Annotated in this window: 15 protein-coding genes; 10 read left to right on the top strand and 5 right to left on the bottom strand. The window is 58.6% G+C overall.

Features of this window, described 5'->3' with window-relative positions:
• Window positions 1–40: 40 nt before the first annotated feature.
• The 6 genes from ACR0MV_RS04975 (at window position 41) to ACR0MV_RS04950 (ending at window position 6,963) form a co-directional block, all read left to right on the top strand.
• A complete protein-coding gene (locus ACR0MV_RS04975; protein WP_170426514.1) occupies window positions 41–1,075 on the top strand; it encodes a TRAP transporter substrate-binding protein in 1,035 nt (344 codons plus the stop codon).
• A gap of 91 nt (window positions 1,076–1,166) precedes the next feature.
• Window positions 1,167–2,519, top strand: coding sequence for a glutamine synthetase family protein (locus ACR0MV_RS04970; RefSeq protein ID WP_170426513.1), 1,353 nt, complete (start codon window positions 1,167–1,169; stop codon window positions 2,517–2,519).
• Between the two features lie 96 nt (window positions 2,520–2,615).
• A complete protein-coding gene (locus ACR0MV_RS04965) occupies window positions 2,616–3,998 on the top strand; it encodes an aldehyde dehydrogenase family protein (RefSeq protein ID WP_480701163.1) in 1,383 nt (460 codons plus the stop codon).
• Between the two features lie 66 nt (window positions 3,999–4,064).
• The gene (locus ACR0MV_RS04960) at window positions 4,065–5,210 is read left to right on the top strand and encodes an iron-containing alcohol dehydrogenase (protein WP_480701162.1); all 1,146 of its coding nucleotides are present in this window, start codon (window positions 4,065–4,067) and stop codon (window positions 5,208–5,210) included.
• Window positions 5,211–5,284: 74 nt separating this feature from the next.
• A complete protein-coding gene (locus ACR0MV_RS04955; protein ID WP_480701161.1) occupies window positions 5,285–6,124 on the top strand; it encodes an EamA family transporter in 840 nt (279 codons plus the stop codon).
• A 68-nt stretch (window positions 6,125–6,192) separates the two neighbouring features.
• The gene (locus ACR0MV_RS04950; protein WP_480701160.1) at window positions 6,193–6,963 is read left to right on the top strand and encodes an alpha/beta hydrolase; all 771 of its coding nucleotides are present in this window, start codon (window positions 6,193–6,195) and stop codon (window positions 6,961–6,963) included.
• An 18-nt stretch (window positions 6,964–6,981) separates the two neighbouring features.
• Here the strand turns inward: ACR0MV_RS04950 and ACR0MV_RS04945 are convergent, their stop codons facing one another.
• Window positions 6,982–7,263 (bottom strand): hypothetical protein, encoded by a 282-nt coding sequence (locus tag ACR0MV_RS04945; protein WP_480701159.1) that lies wholly within the window; start codon window positions 7,261–7,263, stop codon window positions 6,982–6,984.
• Window positions 7,264–7,685: 422 nt separating this feature from the next.
• Between ACR0MV_RS04945 and ACR0MV_RS04940 the strand changes: the two genes are divergently transcribed.
• Entirely contained in the window at window positions 7,686–8,198 is a 513-nt protein-coding gene (locus ACR0MV_RS04940; RefSeq protein WP_480701158.1) for a hypothetical protein, read from the top strand.
• 241 nt (window positions 8,199–8,439) lie between these two features.
• Here ACR0MV_RS04940 and parE read toward each other — a convergent pair whose 3' ends face one another.
• Window positions 8,440–10,398 (bottom strand): DNA topoisomerase IV subunit B, encoded by a 1,959-nt coding sequence (gene parE / locus ACR0MV_RS04935; protein WP_480701157.1) that lies wholly within the window; start codon window positions 10,396–10,398, stop codon window positions 8,440–8,442.
• A gap of 111 nt (window positions 10,399–10,509) precedes the next feature.
• A complete protein-coding gene (locus ACR0MV_RS04930; RefSeq protein ID WP_480701156.1) occupies window positions 10,510–11,349 on the bottom strand; it encodes a 5'-methylthioadenosine/S-adenosylhomocysteine nucleosidase in 840 nt (279 codons plus the stop codon).
• A gap of 146 nt (window positions 11,350–11,495) precedes the next feature.
• Here ACR0MV_RS04930 and ACR0MV_RS04925 point away from each other — a divergent pair, with 146 nt between their 5' ends.
• The gene (locus tag ACR0MV_RS04925; protein WP_170465171.1) at window positions 11,496–12,104 is read left to right on the top strand and encodes a carboxymuconolactone decarboxylase family protein; all 609 of its coding nucleotides are present in this window, start codon (window positions 11,496–11,498) and stop codon (window positions 12,102–12,104) included.
• A gap of 2 nt (window positions 12,105–12,106) precedes the next feature.
• On the opposite strand, the gene ACR0MV_RS04920 is transcribed toward ACR0MV_RS04925, so the two are convergent.
• Window positions 12,107–12,982, bottom strand: a complete 876-nt coding sequence (locus ACR0MV_RS04920) for an alpha/beta fold hydrolase (RefSeq protein ID WP_480701155.1) — start codon at window positions 12,980–12,982, stop codon at window positions 12,107–12,109.
• A gap of 180 nt (window positions 12,983–13,162) precedes the next feature.
• On the opposite strand from ACR0MV_RS04920, the gene ppk2 reads away from it, so the two are divergent.
• Window positions 13,163–14,032, top strand: a complete 870-nt coding sequence (gene ppk2, locus ACR0MV_RS04915) for a polyphosphate kinase 2 (protein ID WP_480701250.1) — start codon at window positions 13,163–13,165, stop codon at window positions 14,030–14,032.
• Window positions 14,033–14,147: 115 nt separating this feature from the next.
• Complete coding sequence (locus tag ACR0MV_RS04910) at window positions 14,148–15,512, top strand: MATE family efflux transporter (RefSeq protein WP_475205589.1); 1,365 nt, start codon at window positions 14,148–14,150, stop codon at window positions 15,510–15,512.
• Here ACR0MV_RS04910 and ACR0MV_RS04905 read toward each other — a convergent pair whose 3' ends face one another.
• The gene (locus ACR0MV_RS04905) at window positions 15,513–15,914 is read right to left on the bottom strand and encodes a hypothetical protein (RefSeq protein WP_480701154.1); all 402 of its coding nucleotides are present in this window, start codon (window positions 15,912–15,914) and stop codon (window positions 15,513–15,515) included. It abuts the gene before it with no gap.
• Between the last annotated feature and the right edge of the window lie 4 nt (window positions 15,915–15,918).

The raw sequence follows: 15,918 nt of genomic DNA, 5'->3' as shown, positions 1-15,918 counted from the left end.
GGCGAACGGGCACCGAAACTTTAACGGAGAGGAAATTGACATGACAACAAGACGTAAGTTTCTGAAAACCGCCGGGGTTGGCGTTGCAGCGGCCCCGCTGGCAACGCCCGCGCTGGCGCAGAACACGATCACATGGCGGATGCAGACTTATGCGGGCCCGGCGCTGGCCGAGCACGTGATTGATCCCGCGATCAAGATGTTCAACCAGATCGCAGGCGACCGCATGCAGATCGAGCTGTTCTATGCCGACCAACTGGTCCCCACAGGCGAGCTGTTCCGGGCCATGCAGAAGGGCACGATCGACGCTGTGCAATCGGATGACGACTCGATGGCGTCGCCGACCGAAGTCACGGTGTTCGGCGGGTACTTCCCGTTTGCGTCACGCTATTCGCTGGATGTGCCGGTTCTGTTCAACCAATACGGCCTGAACGAGATCTGGGACGAGGAATATTCAAAGGTTGGCGTCAAGCATATCAGCGCCGGTGCATGGGACCCCTGCCATTTCGCCACCAAAGACCCGATCAACAGCCTGGCGGACTTGCAAGGCAAGCGCGTCTTTACCTTCCCAACCGCGGGCCGTTTCCTGACGCAGTTCGGCGTTGTTCCCGTGACCCTGCCGTGGGAGGACATCGAGGTCGCAGTTCAAACCGGCGAACTGGACGGTATCGCGTGGTCCGGTATCACCGAAGACTATACCGTCGGTTGGGCGGACGTGACGAATTACTTCCTGACCAACAACATCTCGGGCGCATGGGCCGGTTCGTTCTTTGCCAATATGGACCGTTGGAACGAGCTGCCCGAAGACCTGCAAACCTTGTTCCGCGTCTGCTGTGACCAGTCGCACTACTATCGTCAGTGGTGGTATTGGGGCGGTGAAGCCAGCCTGCGCGTCAACGGTGACAAGATGCAGCTGACCTCGATCCCGGATGAAGAATGGGCACAGGTTGAAGAGGCCGCCGTGGTGTTCTGGGACGAGATCGCAGCCGAGTCCGAAACCAAGGCGAAAGTTGTTGAAATCTTCAAGCGCTACAACGCCGATATGCTCAAGGCCGGACGGCCCTATCGCTACGGCTAATACGATTAGAACCGGCCCGTCTTTGGCGGGCCGGTCCCTACACGGACTTAGAGTTTTCGATGAAAATTCTTGCACTTGCCAGAGGTAACTCATGCTGACACTGGAGCATCTAAAAACACAGGTTTCTGCCGGGGAAATCGACACCGTGCTTGTCTGCATGGTCGATATGCAGGGGCGCTTGATGGGCAAACGGTTCCATGCCGGTCATTTTGTTGCCGGTGCCTGGGAAGAGACCCATTGCTGCAACTATCTTCTGGCCACGGATTTAGAAATGGCCACGCCGGACGGGTATGCGGCAACCAGTTGGGAGCGCGGCTATGGCGACTACGTCATGAAGCCCGACCTGAGCACCCTGCGCCCGGTGCCCTGGCTGGAGGGCACAGCCATGGTCATGTGTGACGTGCTGGACCATCACACGCATGAAGAGGTGCCGCACGCCCCGCGCTCCATTCTGAAAAAGCAGGTGAACCGTCTGAAAGCCATGGGCTATGACGCCATGTGCGCGACCGAGCTGGAGTTTTTTCTGTTCGAAAAGAGCTTTGATCAGATCCGCAAGGAGGGCTTCCGCGATCTGGAACCGATCTCGGGCTATAACGAAGACTATCATATCCTGCAGACCACCAAGGAAGAGCATGTAATGCGCCCGATCCGCAACCATCTGTGGAATGCGGGGATACCGGTTGAGAACTCGAAAGGCGAGGCCGAGACCGGGCAGGAAGAGCTGAATATCAAATACGCGCCCGCCATGGACACCGCCGAGTATCATTCAATCGCCAAAAACGCGGTGAAAGAGATCGCCTGGCAGCATGGCCACGCGGCGACCTTCCTGCCGAAATGGCACCACGACAAGGTGGGCAGTTCTTCGCATGTGCATCAGTCGCTGTGGAAAGATGGGCAACCTGCATTTTATGACAAGTCGGATGATCTGGGCATGTCGGCGCTGATGAAAAGCTACATGGCCGGGTTACTGAAATACGCCGCTGATTACACCTATTTCATGGCCCCTTATATCAACAGTTACAAGCGGTTCATGAAGGGTACTTTTGCGCCCACGCGGATCATCTGGTCGGTGGACAATCGGACCGCCGGGTACCGTCTGTGTGGCGACGGCACCAAGGCTGTGCGGGTGGAATGCCGTATCCCGGGCTCGGACATGAACCCCTACCTGGCGATGGCCGGAATGCTGGCCGCCGGGATTGCGGGGATCGAGGAAGGGCTGGATTTGCAAGCGCCGACCAAGGGCGATGTGTATCAGGGCGAAACGGGCATGATTCCTGCGAACCTGCGCGCTGCTCGGGATGCGCTGAATGGGTCGGCGATGTTGCGTGGGGCAATGGGCGACGAAGTTGTCGACCACTACGCCCGTGCGGCCGAGGTCGAGATCGAGGAATTCGAACGTGTGGTGACCGATTGGGAAGTTGCCCGCGGGTTCGAGCGGGCTTGAGAAGGAGTAAGGCTGGGGGCTTTGCCCCCAGACCCCCGAGGTGTTTTTGGCCAGATGAAGCAGTGATTCTGCGTTCTTTCGGAAAATGGAGTGACAATGGGGCAGATGTTGAAATGTGTCTCGCCGATTGATGGGTCGGTTTTTGCAGAACGGGAGGTGTCGTCTCGGGATGCGGCGTTTGACGTGGCTGCTCGGTCGCGGGCGGCGCAGGCGGGCTGGGCGGCGCGGCCGTTGCAGGAGCGTATTGATCTGGTGATGGCGGGCGTGGCTGCTGTCGGCGCGATGAATGATGAGATCGTGACCGAACTGGCGCATATGATGGGGCGTCCGGTGCGCTATGGCGGTGAGTTCGGCGGATTTAACGAGCGCGCCAGCCATATGGCTGAGATTGCCGAGACGTCCCTGGCCGATATCGCTGTGGGTGAGGACGAGACCTTCAAGCGTTACATCAAGCGTATCCCGCATGGCGTCGTGTTCGTGGTCGCACCCTGGAACTACCCTTATATGACGGCGATCAATACGGTGGCTCCGGCGCTGATCGCGGGGAATACTGTGGTCCTGAAGCATGCCACACAAACGCTGCTTGTCGGTGAGCGGATGGCCAGGGCCTTCCACTCGGCCGGCGTGCCGGAGGATGTGTTTCAGAACGTGTTCCTGAGCCATGACGTGACCAACGATCTGATAGCGGGCAACGCGTTTGATTTTGTGAACTTCACCGGCTCGGTCGGTGGCGGTCAGGCGATGGAGCGCGCCGCGGCGGGGACGTTCACCGGCGTAGGCACGGAACTAGGCGGCAAAGACCCCGGTTATGTCATGGAGGATGCTGATCTGGATGCTGCCGTCGATACTCTGATCGACGGAGCCATGTTCAACTCGGGTCAGTGCTGCTGTGGGATTGAGCGGATCTACGTCCATGAAAGCCTGTATGACGCGTTCGTCGCTAAGGCGGTTGAGGTTGTGAAGGGTTACAAATTGGGTAACCCGCTGGATTCCGAGACCACTATTGGGCCGATGGCCAATGTGCGGTTTGCCGATGAGGTGCGCGCTCAGATCGCCGAAGCGGTTGAGGCGGGTGCCGTTGCTCATATTGAAACCTTTCCCGAGGATGATGGAGGCGCGTATCTGACGCCGCAAATCCTGACCAATGTTACCCATGACATGCGCGTGATGCGCGATGAAAGCTTTGGGCCGGTTGTTGGTATCATGAAGGTGTCTTCGGATGACGAGGCCATCGCGTTGATGAACGACAGTGAGTTCGGCTTGACCGCCAGTTTGTGGACTCGTGACGTGGAACGCGCGGCCAAAGTGGGTGACCGGATTGAAACCGGTACTGTTTTCATGAACCGGGCCGACTATCTGGACCCCGGCCTGTGCTGGACCGGGTGCAAGAACACCGGGCGCGGCGGCGGCCTTTCGGTTATCGGCTACCACAACCTGACACGTCCCAAATCCTACCACCTCAAGAAGGTCACAGGCTAAGGACACCGGCCTGCTCTGGTCCTCCCCCTCGCCAGAGCAGGCATCAATCAACAAAGGAAACCTGACATGTCACTTGTTGGAAACTGGTCGTACCCGACCGCAATCAAATTCGGGGCAGGGCGCATCAAGGAATTGCCCGAGGCCTGTGCGGCGGCTGGAATGAAGCGGCCCCTGTTGGTCACCGACAAGGGATTGGCCGATCTGCCGATCACCACGGCCACTCTGGATATCATGGAGGCGGCTGGCTTGGGCCGGGGCCTGTTCAGCGACGTCGACCCGAACCCGAACGAAATGAACCTTGAGGCCGGTGTCGCAGCCTATAACGCGGGTGGCCATGATGGGGTGATCGCCTTTGGCGGCGGCTCGGGTCTGGATCTGGGCAAGATGGTGGCCTTTATGGCCGGACAGACGCGCCCCGTTTGGGATTTCGAGGATATCGGCGATTGGTGGACCCGCGCCGATGCGGATGTCATCGCTCCGATTATCGCGGTGCCGACGACTGCGGGCACGGGGTCAGAGGTTGGCCGGGCCAGCGTCATCACCAATTCCGAGACGCACGCGAAAAAGATAATCTTCCACCCCAAGGTTCTGCCGACCGTGGTGATCTGCGACCCGGAGCTGACCGTTGGCATGCCCAAATTCATTACGGCTGGCACGGGTCTGGATGCCTTCGCACATTGCGTCGAGGCCTATTCCAGCCCGCATTTCCACCCGATGAGCCAGGGTATCGCGCTGGAAGGCATGCGTTTGGTCAAGGACTACCTGCCGCGCGCTTACGCCGACGGCACCGATATCGAAGCACGCGCTCAGATGATGAGTGCGGCCGCAATGGGAGCCACCGCGTTCCAAAAAGGCCTTGGCGCAATCCATGCGATGAGCCATCCAGTTGGTGCGGTGTTCAACACCCACCACGGCACGACCAATGCGGTTTGTATGCCCGCTGTACTGGACTTTAACGCGTCTGCTATCGCGGATCGCTTTCAGGTCGCAGCGGCCTATCTGGGTATCGATGGCGGATTTGACGGCTTCCGCGCCTTTGTGCAGGAGTTCAATGATGCGCTGAGCATTCCACGGCGACTGTCCGATCTGGGTGTCACCGAAGCCGCGATCCCGGAATTGGTCCAAGGTGCGATCATTGATCCATCCTGTGGCGGCAACCCGATCGAACTGAATGAGGCCAATCTGACAGACCTGTTCAAAGCCGCGTTGTGATTGACCCAAGGTTATGCAACTAAAGGGGCCGGTCCGGTTCTCGGGCCGGCTTTTTCTATGCGAAAGGTTCGGATGTGACCCCGTTTGTCATTGCCATCATTCTGACGGCAGCGCTGCTGCATGCGGTTTGGAACGCAATTGTTAAAACCGCGGCTGACCGAACAACGACTCTGGGTCTGGTCGCGTTCGGGCATGTCATTCCGGCGACGGTGATGGTTCTGCTTTTGCCGCTGCCCAGTGCAGAGAGCTTTCCGTACATCCTGATCTCGACCGTCGTGCATTTCGGCTATTACTACATGCTGGGCAAAGCCTATCAGCATGGCGATCTCAGCGTCGTCTACCCCATCGCACGCGGTATTGTACCCGCGCTGGTCGCGCTTTGGGCGATGATACTGGTGGGCGAGGTTCTGCCGCTGCAGGCGTGGAGTGGCATCGCTCTGATCGCGCTGGGCATCCAGCTGAGCAGCTGGAGCGCTCTGCGCTCGGGCGTTGGCCGTTGGGCTTTGGGGTTCGCGCTGGGTACAGGGTTTTGCATTTCGATCTATTCGGTCGTTGACGGCATTGGTGTGCGGCTCTCGGGCAATACGCTCAGCTACTGGGCCTGGGGCGCATTCCTGCACTTGTTCATCGCGGGGTTCGTGGGGATCAAAAAGCGCAACACGCTGGCTGGCCTTCCGCCCAAGACATGGATGATCGGTATTCTGGGCGGATTGGTGTCGATGGCGGCCTATGGGCTGGTGCTCTACGCCAAGAACTTCGCACCGTTGGGCGCGGTTTCCGCGCTGCGCGAAACCTCAGTGATCTTCGCGGCGCTAATCGGGTTCGTCTTCCTGCACGAGGGCAACTGGATGCGCCGTCTGGGGGCTGCGGTTCTGATGGCCGTAGGCGTCGCGTTGATCGGTATGGCGGTCTGATCCCGACGCTCTTGCCGTTTGCGCCCAGTCTCTCTCATACTGAGGGCAAGCGATGACGGAGCGTTTTGATGACCAAAGAGATTGTTCTGATCCACGGGGCCTTTGCCGGGCCGTGGTGCATGAAAGACTACGCCGACTTCTTCACTGCGCGGGGCTGGACAGTACATACGCCCGCGCTGCGCTATCACGGCGGAGACCCCAAGGCCGAACCCGACCCGCGCCTGACCGATACCAGCGTTATGGACTATGCCGATGACATCGCGGCCTTCGTGCAGGGGCTGGACAGCAAACCCGTGCTGCTGGGCCACGCAATTGCGGGCGTTGTGGCACAGCAGGTGGCCTCGCGCGGATTGGCCAGCGCCATCGTCCTGATCAACCCGAACGCCGCGTGGGGGACGCTGCCCGAAACCGACGACGAGCGCGCCATCCCGCGCGCGCTGATGGAAGGCGGGGCGTTCTGGAAACAGCCCATGCGAGTGGAGTTCGACCTGATGGCCCCCTTCGCGCTGAACAAAATGCCCGAGGCGCAGCAGCATGAGGTCTTCGACCAGCTGGGCGCAGAAAGCGGACGGGTGATGTTCGAGATGTTCTTCTGGATGTTCGACGACAACCACGCGATGAAGGTCGATATCGACAAGGTCGACTGCCCGGTGCTGATCGTCTCGGGTACCGAGGACCGGGCCGTGAACCCCGACACCTGTCGTGCGCTGGCCGACCTGTACGGAGACCGCGCAACGTTCCTGCCCGTGGAAAACCACGCGCATTTCCTGTTCATGGAACCCGACTGGCAAGGCCCGGCCGGACAGATCGCAGACTGGCTGGAGGGGAAGCCGGGCTAATGCGCCCGGCTATTGGGTTCAGCGATTGATGTTAATACCGCTCTCCGGTTGCCACCTCATGAGGCCGTCGCTCCCTTTTCTGCAACGCAAAAGGTGTTCTTCACGCGTATTGGACGTTTCGGTCACGGTGTTTTTGCCAGAGATCACGACATAGGCGTCCACCGAATACGCCAAGCCATTGTAATAGCAGAACCGCAACTCTGCCCCGACTGGAATAGGCGATGCGCCGATCAGCGACTGCTGCGCGCTTGCCTGGCTGGCCAGCAGGGCCAGAGCTACTCCTAAGGTCAGTGTTTTCATGTCGTCCTCCCGTTCGAAAATTTGTTCGTTGAAATTGGGTCTTGGACGCTCGGAACCTCAAATATCGTTCTTCTGTGACGGATTGCGCGCGAGTGTGAACGGGATCAACGGGTTAGGCAAGGGGGGTGTTTCAGGGGTTGATAGTGAGGACGTTCAGCGTCGTTCAACCGTTGCTTGATGCAAATCAAGTAGCACGCGCCCGACACGCCCCCATGGGCGGGCGCGAGGGTTGTGGCAAAGTAGAATGGGTGTCTACATCCATCTCGATGCCGGAATTTGATGGGCGCGAACACTCATTCTACGCTTGCTAGTTCAGCCTATCTTGCATCGCTCCTTGCCGCAGGTTGTGGATGTATATTTGTCCCTTGAGGCACTTGAGTTTTGGCGTTACGCAACAAGCATAAGTTGAAAAGAGAGGGATTATGAAGAGACTATCTCATCACGAAGGAAGTTGGCGTGATTTGCAGGATAACTGGGCTAAGCAATGTCATGACTTTGAAGAAGACTTCGTTTCTTATGTACCAACTACCATGCCAATGCTTGGCGAACAGATCGTTGATTGTGAGAATGACAAATGGAGCGGAGTTTACGCTGTCACGAACGAGGAAAATGAGTACGAAGCGATTTGCTTTCTAAATGGTGCCTTCATTCCAAAGTTCACAGGAAGGGTGCTACGAGTCAGACATCTCATTCTGGCACCAAAATACGATTTTGGTGACTACAGCGAAGATCAATATGCGCGGCTGCTGGCAAATGTTTTTGAAAGCGTTCTGAACATTTCTGATTCGGAATTGAACTGTCCGCACGTTAAAGTTCACTTCCGTAGCCCTGCTGACGTTGCGATTTTTCGTGATTTTGCCACGAAATTGAACAAACTGAGTCACTTTTCGTCTGTTAAAATGGTGGGGTCATGGCTATTTGTAAGCAAGGCGTAACCTATGCATGGTATCGTGTTACGTGGAAACATTGGAGAGGCTGCTATGAATGCTAACCAACGGAAGGCGCAACTTTACAGCGCATTCCTTCAGTCCATTAAATCCGCAGGAATAGAGAATTTTAAGAAAACCACTCTGTTCATTCGCAATGTGGATCGAGACGAGCAAGTAGATCAGAAAGCGGCCTGAAACTCTATATCAGGCTAAACGAAAGGCTCAGCAGTTGCTGAGCCTTTTACGTTCAAACATCTAGCTCCTCCACAAACCGCGCGTTCTCCTGAATGTACTGGAACCGCAGTTCGGGTTTTTTGCCCATCAGGCGCTCGACCAGATCACCGGTCTCGCCGGGTTCGTCCTCGTCGATGGTGACGCGGATCAATTTGCGGGATGCCGGGTCCATCGTGGTCTCTTTCAGGTCCTTGGCGTCCATTTCGCCCAGACCCTTGAAGCGTGAGACGTCGATCTTGCCCTTGCCGCCCAGACCTTTCTCTAACCACTCGTCGCGCTCTGCCTCGTCCAGGCAATAGACGCGCTTGGCGCCTTGGGTCAGGCGATAGAGGGGCGGGCAGGCGAGGTACAGGTGGCCCGCGTCGATCATGGGCCGCATCTGGGTAAAGAAGAACGTCATCAGCAGCGAGGCGATATGCGCCCCGTCCACATCCGCGTCGGTCATGATGATGATCTTGTCATAGCGCAGGTCGTCGACGTTGAACTTGGTACCAAGGCCCACACCCAGCGCTTGGGTCAGGTCGTTGATCTCGGCATTGGTGCCCAGTTTCGAACTCGCCGCGCCCAGTACGTTCAGGATCTTACCGCGCAGCGGCAACAGGGCCTGCGTCTTGCGGTCGCGACCCATTTTTGCGGAACCGCCCGCCGAGTCGCCCTCGACAATGAATAATTCCGTGCCGTCGCGTGTTGAACTAGAGCAGTCCACCAGCTTGCCGGGAAGACGAAGTTTCTTAGTGGCGGACTTGCGTTGTGTTTCCTTCTCGGCCCGTCGGCGCAGGCGTTCTTCGGCCCTCAGAATGAGGAAGTCGAGGATCGCGCCGGCAGATTTCGTGTCCGCGGCCAGCCAGTTATCGAAATGGTCGCGGACCGAATTTTCAACCAATCGTTGCGCTTCGACCGTGGCCAGACGGTCTTTGGTCTGGCCCACGAATTCGGGTTCGCGGATGAAACAGCTGACCAGTGCGCAGCCGCCGGTAATCAGATCATCACGAGTGATCTGCGCGGCTTTCTTGTTGTTGATCAGCTCACCGTACGCCTTGATCCCTTTGAGGATCGCGGCCCAGAAGCCCGCCACATGGGTGCCGCCTTCGGGTGTGGGGACGGTGTTACAGTAGGACTGGATGAACCCGTCGCGTGAGGGCGTCCAGTTGATCGCCCATTCGACCTTGCCGGGGGTTCCGAATTTTTCGTTGAAGTCCACGGTGCCAGCGAATGGTTGCTCAGCATAGGTGGACGATCCATTCATCGTCTCCTTCAGGTAATCCGACAGGCCGCCGGGGAAGTGGAACGTCGCCTCGGTCGGGGTTTCGCCGTCGTCGATGGCGGATTTCCAGCGGATTTCGACCCCCGAGAACAGGTAGGCCTTGGAGCGGATGGATTTGAACAGGCGGGCGGGTTTGAATTTGTGATGGCCGAAGATGTCTGCGTCTGCGTGGAAGGTCACAGTGGTGCCGCGCCGGTTGGGGGCCGCGCCGACTTTTTCGACCGGACCCAGCGGAATTCCGCGGGAGAACCGTTGTTCGAACAGCGTCTTGTCCCGCGCCACCTGTACCACCATCGAATCCGACAGGGCGTTGACCACCGACGCGCCCACGCCGTGCAGGCCGCCCGAGGTTTGGTAGGCTTTACCCGAGAATTTACCGCCCGCATGCAGGGTACACAGGATCACTTCCAGCGCGGATTTCTCAGGGAATTTGGGATGCGGGTCGATCGGAATACCACGCCCGTTGTCGCGCACCGTCAGGGCATAGTCGGCGTGCAGTTCAACCTCGATCCGGTTGGCGTGACCGGCGACCGCTTCGTCCATCGAGTTGTCGAGGATTTCGGCCACCATATGGTGCAGCGCGCGTTCATCCGTGCCGCCAATATACATGCCCGGTCGTTTGCGAACCGGTTCCAGACCTTCAAGCACCTCGATGGACGAGGCGTCATAAGTTGCGGTCGCTTCTGGCGTCAACAGATCGTCGGGCATGGGTGCTGCTCTTGTTTTTCGGTTTGGTCCCATTATGGCAGGTGATGTGTCCGGGGGAAAGAGGGGCGCGAGGTGTTGTGGGTAAATGGGGGGTGCGGGAATTTTGGCCGCTCAATCAAGCTCTTTCAGGAAGGCTTCGACCATGTCGGCCAGATTGCCGCCGGCCAGGGACATGAAGATTTCAAACTGGTTTGACCCAGACTCTGCGCCAGCCAGGTCAGAAAGCGCGCGGAATGCCAGGAAGGGAATGTCGTGCACATCGGCAACCTGAGCGATTGCAGCCGTTTCCATGTCCATCACCCGAGCATGGAAGGTCGTATGCGCCCATTCCCGAAACTTGGCGTTGTCGACAAAGGCAGTACCCGAAACACCACCCCCACCGACATGGATTTGTGGCGCGTGGGCCAGGTGCTGACCATCTGGTGCTGCGGTGGACAGCGTCAGTTTACCGGCCGCAGCTTTGGCCGCAGCGAGAAAATCCGCGTCCGCCGGAAACCAAAAACGGCTGGTGCCATGTCCGGCGAGTTCTTCGAACACGCCCAGGTTAATGGTGTGCATCATGCCGAAACTTGCGAAGTCAGAGGATAGAAATGGCGGCAACTCGTAACCGCTGTCGGTTTCGCGGGCAAAGGCCATCTCCATGTACTGGCCCCACTGAACCGGAACGGCGATATCACCGATAGATAGCTCCGGATCCGCGCCACCCGCGACTCCAGAAACGACGATACCTTTGATGTTGAAGTGATCCACCGCAAGCTGCGTTGTCATCGCTGCATTTACCATCGACACGCCCGAGGAAAACACGACGACCGGGTGCCCGGCCAAGTTTCCAAGCACAAAGTCGGTCTTTGAGTGTCTTACGACTTGGGCATCCTGAATTCTGCCGCGCAGGATTTCGATCTCGGGCTCGAAGGCCGAGATAAGGGCAATTCGGGCGGTCTGATCGGTCATGGGCATCCTGCACTGTATTTGGGGTGTCAGGCGAAGCTTGGCACCTGTGTGTCTGGGCCGCAAGTGTGGCAGTCACTGTCGGCTCGCGCATTACGAACGGCCGGATTAAGGTGCTGAGACTCATCACGAATAGGGCAGGAGGGATCATGAGCTGGATTAAGACGGTGCCGTTCGAACAGGCCTCGGGCAAGCTGCGAAAGCTGTACGACCGGGTCACCGGGCCGGGCAATAATGTGGACAACATCATGATGGTGCATTCCTTGCGGCCCCATTCCATGGAAGGCCATATGGCGCTGTACAAGAACGTTCTGCACCATTCGGCCAACACGATCCCGAAGTGGTTTCTTGAAGTGCTGGGTGTGTGGGTCAGCGCGTTGAACAAGTGCGCGTATTGCGTCGAACATCACTACAGCGGCCTGCAGCGCCTTTTGGAAGACCCGGAACGCAGTCAGGCAATCCGCGCGGCCGTTGAGGCGGGCACGCCCGAGACCGCGCCGCTGGATGCTGCTCAAATCGCTGCCATGTACTATGCGCGCAAACTGACCGAAGCCCCGGCCGAGATGACTGAGCACGACATCGCGGCGTTGCGCGCGGTGGGTTGGGACGACGGAGAGATCCTCGAAATCAATCAGGTCTGCGCCTATTTCGCCTATGCAAACCGGACGGTACTTGGACTGGGGTGCTCGACCGACGGGGATATTCTGGGGTTGTCGCCGAACAATTCGGATGACCCCGCGGACTGGGGGCATCGCTAAATTTAACGCGCCATCCAGTCCATGATCGCCTGCGCCACCGCTTGTGGCTGTTGGTGGTGCAGCCAGTGATCTGCATTCGGGATGTCGACGCGTGTCAGGTCTGGCGCGAACTCTTCCAAGCCCTCGGTCGACTCTGGCAGCAGGGCCTTGTCTTCGCGCCCCCACAGCAGCAGATGGGGACAACGCACCATAAGGCGATCTTTCGGAAGCTGGGGTACATCGGTTCGCGGGACGCCGGGCTTGGCGACCACCAACGGTGAGGCGCGATACCAGTTCAGCATCGCCTCAAGCCGCCCGGGCCGCGCCCATTCTGCGCGGTAGTCCTGCATTTGTGCGTCCGACAGCCAGTCGGTGCCCATGCCAAATCGAAAGAACTTCTCAAGCTTGGCAAAGTCATCCGCCGCCAAATGCGCGGCTGAGTCAGGTGCGCGCAGGGCGTCGATGTATTGCGACGCCTCGGATTGCGCACCCCCGGCGGCCATGGCGCGTTGGAAGGGTGCAGGGTGCACACCATTTGCGATGATCAATCGGCTGACCAGTTCCGGGCGAAACATGGCCAACCCATAGGCGACCGAAGCCCCCCAGTCGTGACCCAGCACGGTAACGGGACGGCCCAGCCCGTCGATCAACGCGGCCATATCGGCAACCAGTTGAGACAGGGCATAGTTCCCGACACCTTCAGGGGCCCAGCTCTGTCCATACCCACGTTGATCGGGGGCGATACAATGAAAGGCCGAGCTCAGATACGGGGCCAGATCGCGCCACGCACCACCGTATTCCGGGAACCCGTGCAGCATCAAAAGGGGCGGCAGGTCGGTGTCACCCCAACAGCGCAGAAGAAACCTTTGGCCGTTGAGATCAGTGAAGTTGCTTTCCATGCTCTAAGCCCTGTTTTGATCCTACAAAAATGCGTTTGAAAGATGCAGCAGTTTGACACCAATCAAAGCGTGTTTTCCGCCATTGTGCTAGCCGTTTTCCCGGACCGTGAAACAAGGAGAACCTGAATGGAAACAGTGGTGCAGATTGATAAGGCCCAGGCCACGGCAACCCTTGCGCCGATGGCTGAGGCCAAGCCAGCCGAGCCCAGCCCGGAACGAATCCGTCAGGCCTTTGAAAGCGGCAAGTATCCCTATGGCCGCAAGATGGCGCGCAAAACCTATGAGACGGAAAAGGCGCAGCTGCAGGCGGAGTTGCTCAAGGTGCAGCTGTGGGCGCAAGAAACCGGCCAGCGGTTTGTCCTGTTGTTCGAAGGCCGCGACGCCGCGGGTAAGGGCGGCACGATCAAACGGTTCATGGAGCATCTCAACCCAAGGCAGGCGCGCGTCGTCGCGTTGAACAAGCCAACGTGGGAAGAGAAGGGCCAGTGGTATTATCAGCGCTACATTCAGGAACTGCCCACCGTCGGAGAAATGGTCTTCTACGACCGGTCTTGGTACAACCGCGCCGGTGTTGAACGCGTGATGGGCTTCTGCTCGCCCAACGAATACCTCGAGTTCATGCGTCAGACGCCCGAATTGGAGCGGATGTTGGTGCGCTCGGGAATCCAGCTTTACAAGTACTGGTTCTCGGTTACGCAACCCGAACAGCAACGCCGTTTCAAAAGCCGCGAAACCGATCCGCTGAAACAGTGGAAGCTGTCACCGATCGACAAAGCCAGCCTGGACAAGTGGGAAGACTACACCGAGGCGAAAGAGGCGATGTTCTTCTATACCGACACCGCTGACGCCCCGTGGACCATTATCAAGTCGAACGACAAGAAGCGCGCCCGTCTGAACACGATGCGCCATTTCCTGTCGACGCTGGACTATCCGGACAAGAATCACGACGTCGTCGGTGCCCCGGACCCGCTGATCGTCGGGCAGGCGCATCATGTGATCCATCGCTCGGAACATATCCTGGGGAATTCACTGCATCCAGAAACGCCCTGATGCAAAGGCCCGCTACATCCCAGTAAGGGTTTCGGAACTGGACTTTAGAGTCTCGATTTGAAATTTCATCGATCCCCTCTTGTCCCGGCCTCGGGCCGGGCATATGGCTGATGCGATGAACAAGGTGATGACATATGGCGGCCACTTCAAGGCCATTGCCGTGCTGGGCTTGCCGCTGGTCGGCGGGCATCTGGCCCAATTTGCGATTGGGCTGACGGATACAATTATGCTGGGCTGGTACGGGGTCGAGGCGCTAGCCGCCGTGACGCTGGCCAGCAGCTATTTCTTTGTTCTGTTCCTGTTTGGTGCGGGCTTCGGCTGGGCGGTGATGCCCATGGTGGCGACTGCAGCTGCGGAAGAGGATGAAACCAGCATTCGCCGATCCACCCGGATGGGGCTGTGGCTGTCGCTGATCTACACCGCCGTGATGATGCCCATGCTGTGGTGGTCCTATCCCATTTTCCTGTTGCTCAAACAGGATCCGCAGGTGGCCGCGACCGCTGCCGAGTACCTGCGCGTAGCGGGATGGGGGTTGTTCCCCGCGCTGTTCGTGATGGTGTTGAAATCCTATCTGGCCGCGTTGGAGCGTACCCAGATCGTGCTTTGGATCACTGTGCTGGCGGCCGTGGTGAATGCGCTGACGAACTATGCGCTGATCTTCGGCAATTGGGGGGCACCTGAGCTGGGCGTGATGGGTGCGGCCATCGCATCCGTCGTCACGCAGTTGGTGTCCCTGATCTGCGTGGTGATCTACGCGGTGCGCGTGCTGCCCGAACACGGCCTGTTCCAACGCTTCTGGCGACCCGATTGGGAGATGTTCTTTAGCGTCCTTCGCCTGGGTGTGCCGATTGGCCTGACAACTTTGTCCGAGGTCAGCCTGTTCGCCATGTCGGCCATCATGATGGGCTGGCTAGGTCAGGTACCGCTGGCGGCGCACGGGATTGCGCTGAACCTCGCCTCTGCGACGTTCATGGTGCATCTGGGCTTGTCCAATGCGGCAACGATCCGAGCGGGGAACGCGCTGGGACGCAAGGACCGCCCGCATCTTGAGCGTGGAGCGATTGCGGTGACCGGAATGTCCTTGGTGGTCTCGGTCTTTACAGTGATCCTGTTCCTGACCTGTGCCGAGCCTTTGATCTCTCTGTTCATGGAGCCCGATGATCCGCAGCGATCAGAGATTCTGGCGATCGGTACTGGCCTTTTGGCGATGGCCGCACTGTTCCAATTGGTGGACGGAGCGCAGGTGATTGCCCTTGGTTTGTTGCGCGGTCTGCAGGATGCCAAGATCCCGATGGTCATGGCCGCGCTCAGCTATTGGGGCGTGGGGATCACGTCCTCTTACTATTTCGGTTTTGTGCGCGGGATGGACGGCGTCGGCGTTTGGCTTGGCCTGGTGCTGGGCCTTGCCTGTGCAGCGGTTCTTTTGATGGCCCGTTTCTGGATGCGTTCGGTGCGTGCGGTTGGAGTACCCGCTGAGTAGTCAGCCTTTGCTGAACCGATCGGCTTTTTTGCGCACCAGAACGGTGCGCAGATCGTGCATAGCCATCAGCAACCTGTCCGTTACGTCCTCCAGCTGTTCATCTGTCGCCTTGGACTGCGCCCATTGCGTGGTCAGGTTCAGGTAGTCGACCGCACGGTGAATGTCATCGATGTCGCGCTGGGCCAACAGTGCCTTGCGCTCCTCCATCCAGCGGGCGATTTCGGCATTGTCGGCGTCGGACAAGGTCCGCTGCCCCTGAGGCTTCACCTCGCCATTGCGGATGTTGATGACCGCGATCTGGTCCATCTCGATCCGGCGTTGGCGGTTTTCAGTGTCGATTTTGAAAACCGCCGCTCCGTTTTCACGGACGCGAAAATAGTACTCGGGCAGGTCCGCTGTCATAGGC

The organism is Ruegeria sp. BC3 (assembly GCF_056539265.1).
This window is presented reverse-complemented; position numbering and strand designations above follow the sequence as displayed.

What these genes read in the sequence shown, in the direction of transcription:
- ACR0MV_RS04910 (WP_475205589.1), top strand. Translation starts at nt 14,148, where the DNA reads ATGAACAAGGTGATGACATATGGCGGCCACTTCAAGGCCATTGCCGTG.
- ppk2 (WP_480701250.1), top strand. Translation starts at nt 13,163, where the DNA reads ATGGCTGAGGCCAAGCCAGCCGAGCCCAGCCCGGAACGAATCCGTCAG.
- ACR0MV_RS04975 (WP_170426514.1), top strand. Translation starts at nt 41, where the DNA reads ATGACAACAAGACGTAAGTTTCTGAAAACCGCCGGGGTTGGCGTTGCA.
- ACR0MV_RS04950 (WP_480701160.1), top strand. Translation starts at nt 6,193, where the DNA reads ATGACCAAAGAGATTGTTCTGATCCACGGGGCCTTTGCCGGGCCGTGG.
- ACR0MV_RS04925 (WP_170465171.1), top strand. Translation starts at nt 11,496, where the DNA reads ATGAGCTGGATTAAGACGGTGCCGTTCGAACAGGCCTCGGGCAAGCTG.
- ACR0MV_RS04970 (WP_170426513.1), top strand. Translation starts at nt 1,167, where the DNA reads ATGCTGACACTGGAGCATCTAAAAACACAGGTTTCTGCCGGGGAAATC.
- ACR0MV_RS04965 (WP_480701163.1), top strand. Translation starts at nt 2,616, where the DNA reads ATGGGGCAGATGTTGAAATGTGTCTCGCCGATTGATGGGTCGGTTTTT.
- parE (WP_480701157.1), bottom strand. Translation starts at nt 10,398, where the DNA reads ATGCCCGACGATCTGTTGACGCCAGAAGCGACCGCAACTTATGACGCC.
- ACR0MV_RS04940 (WP_480701158.1), top strand. Translation starts at nt 7,686, where the DNA reads ATGAAGAGACTATCTCATCACGAAGGAAGTTGGCGTGATTTGCAGGAT.
- ACR0MV_RS04930 (WP_480701156.1), bottom strand. Translation starts at nt 11,349, where the DNA reads ATGACCGATCAGACCGCCCGAATTGCCCTTATCTCGGCCTTCGAGCCC.
- ACR0MV_RS04905 (WP_480701154.1), bottom strand. Translation starts at nt 15,914, where the DNA reads ATGACAGCGGACCTGCCCGAGTACTATTTTCGCGTCCGTGAAAACGGA.
- ACR0MV_RS04960 (WP_480701162.1), top strand. Translation starts at nt 4,065, where the DNA reads ATGTCACTTGTTGGAAACTGGTCGTACCCGACCGCAATCAAATTCGGG.
- ACR0MV_RS04945 (WP_480701159.1), bottom strand. Translation starts at nt 7,263, where the DNA reads ATGAAAACACTGACCTTAGGAGTAGCTCTGGCCCTGCTGGCCAGCCAG.
- ACR0MV_RS04920 (WP_480701155.1), bottom strand. Translation starts at nt 12,982, where the DNA reads ATGGAAAGCAACTTCACTGATCTCAACGGCCAAAGGTTTCTTCTGCGC.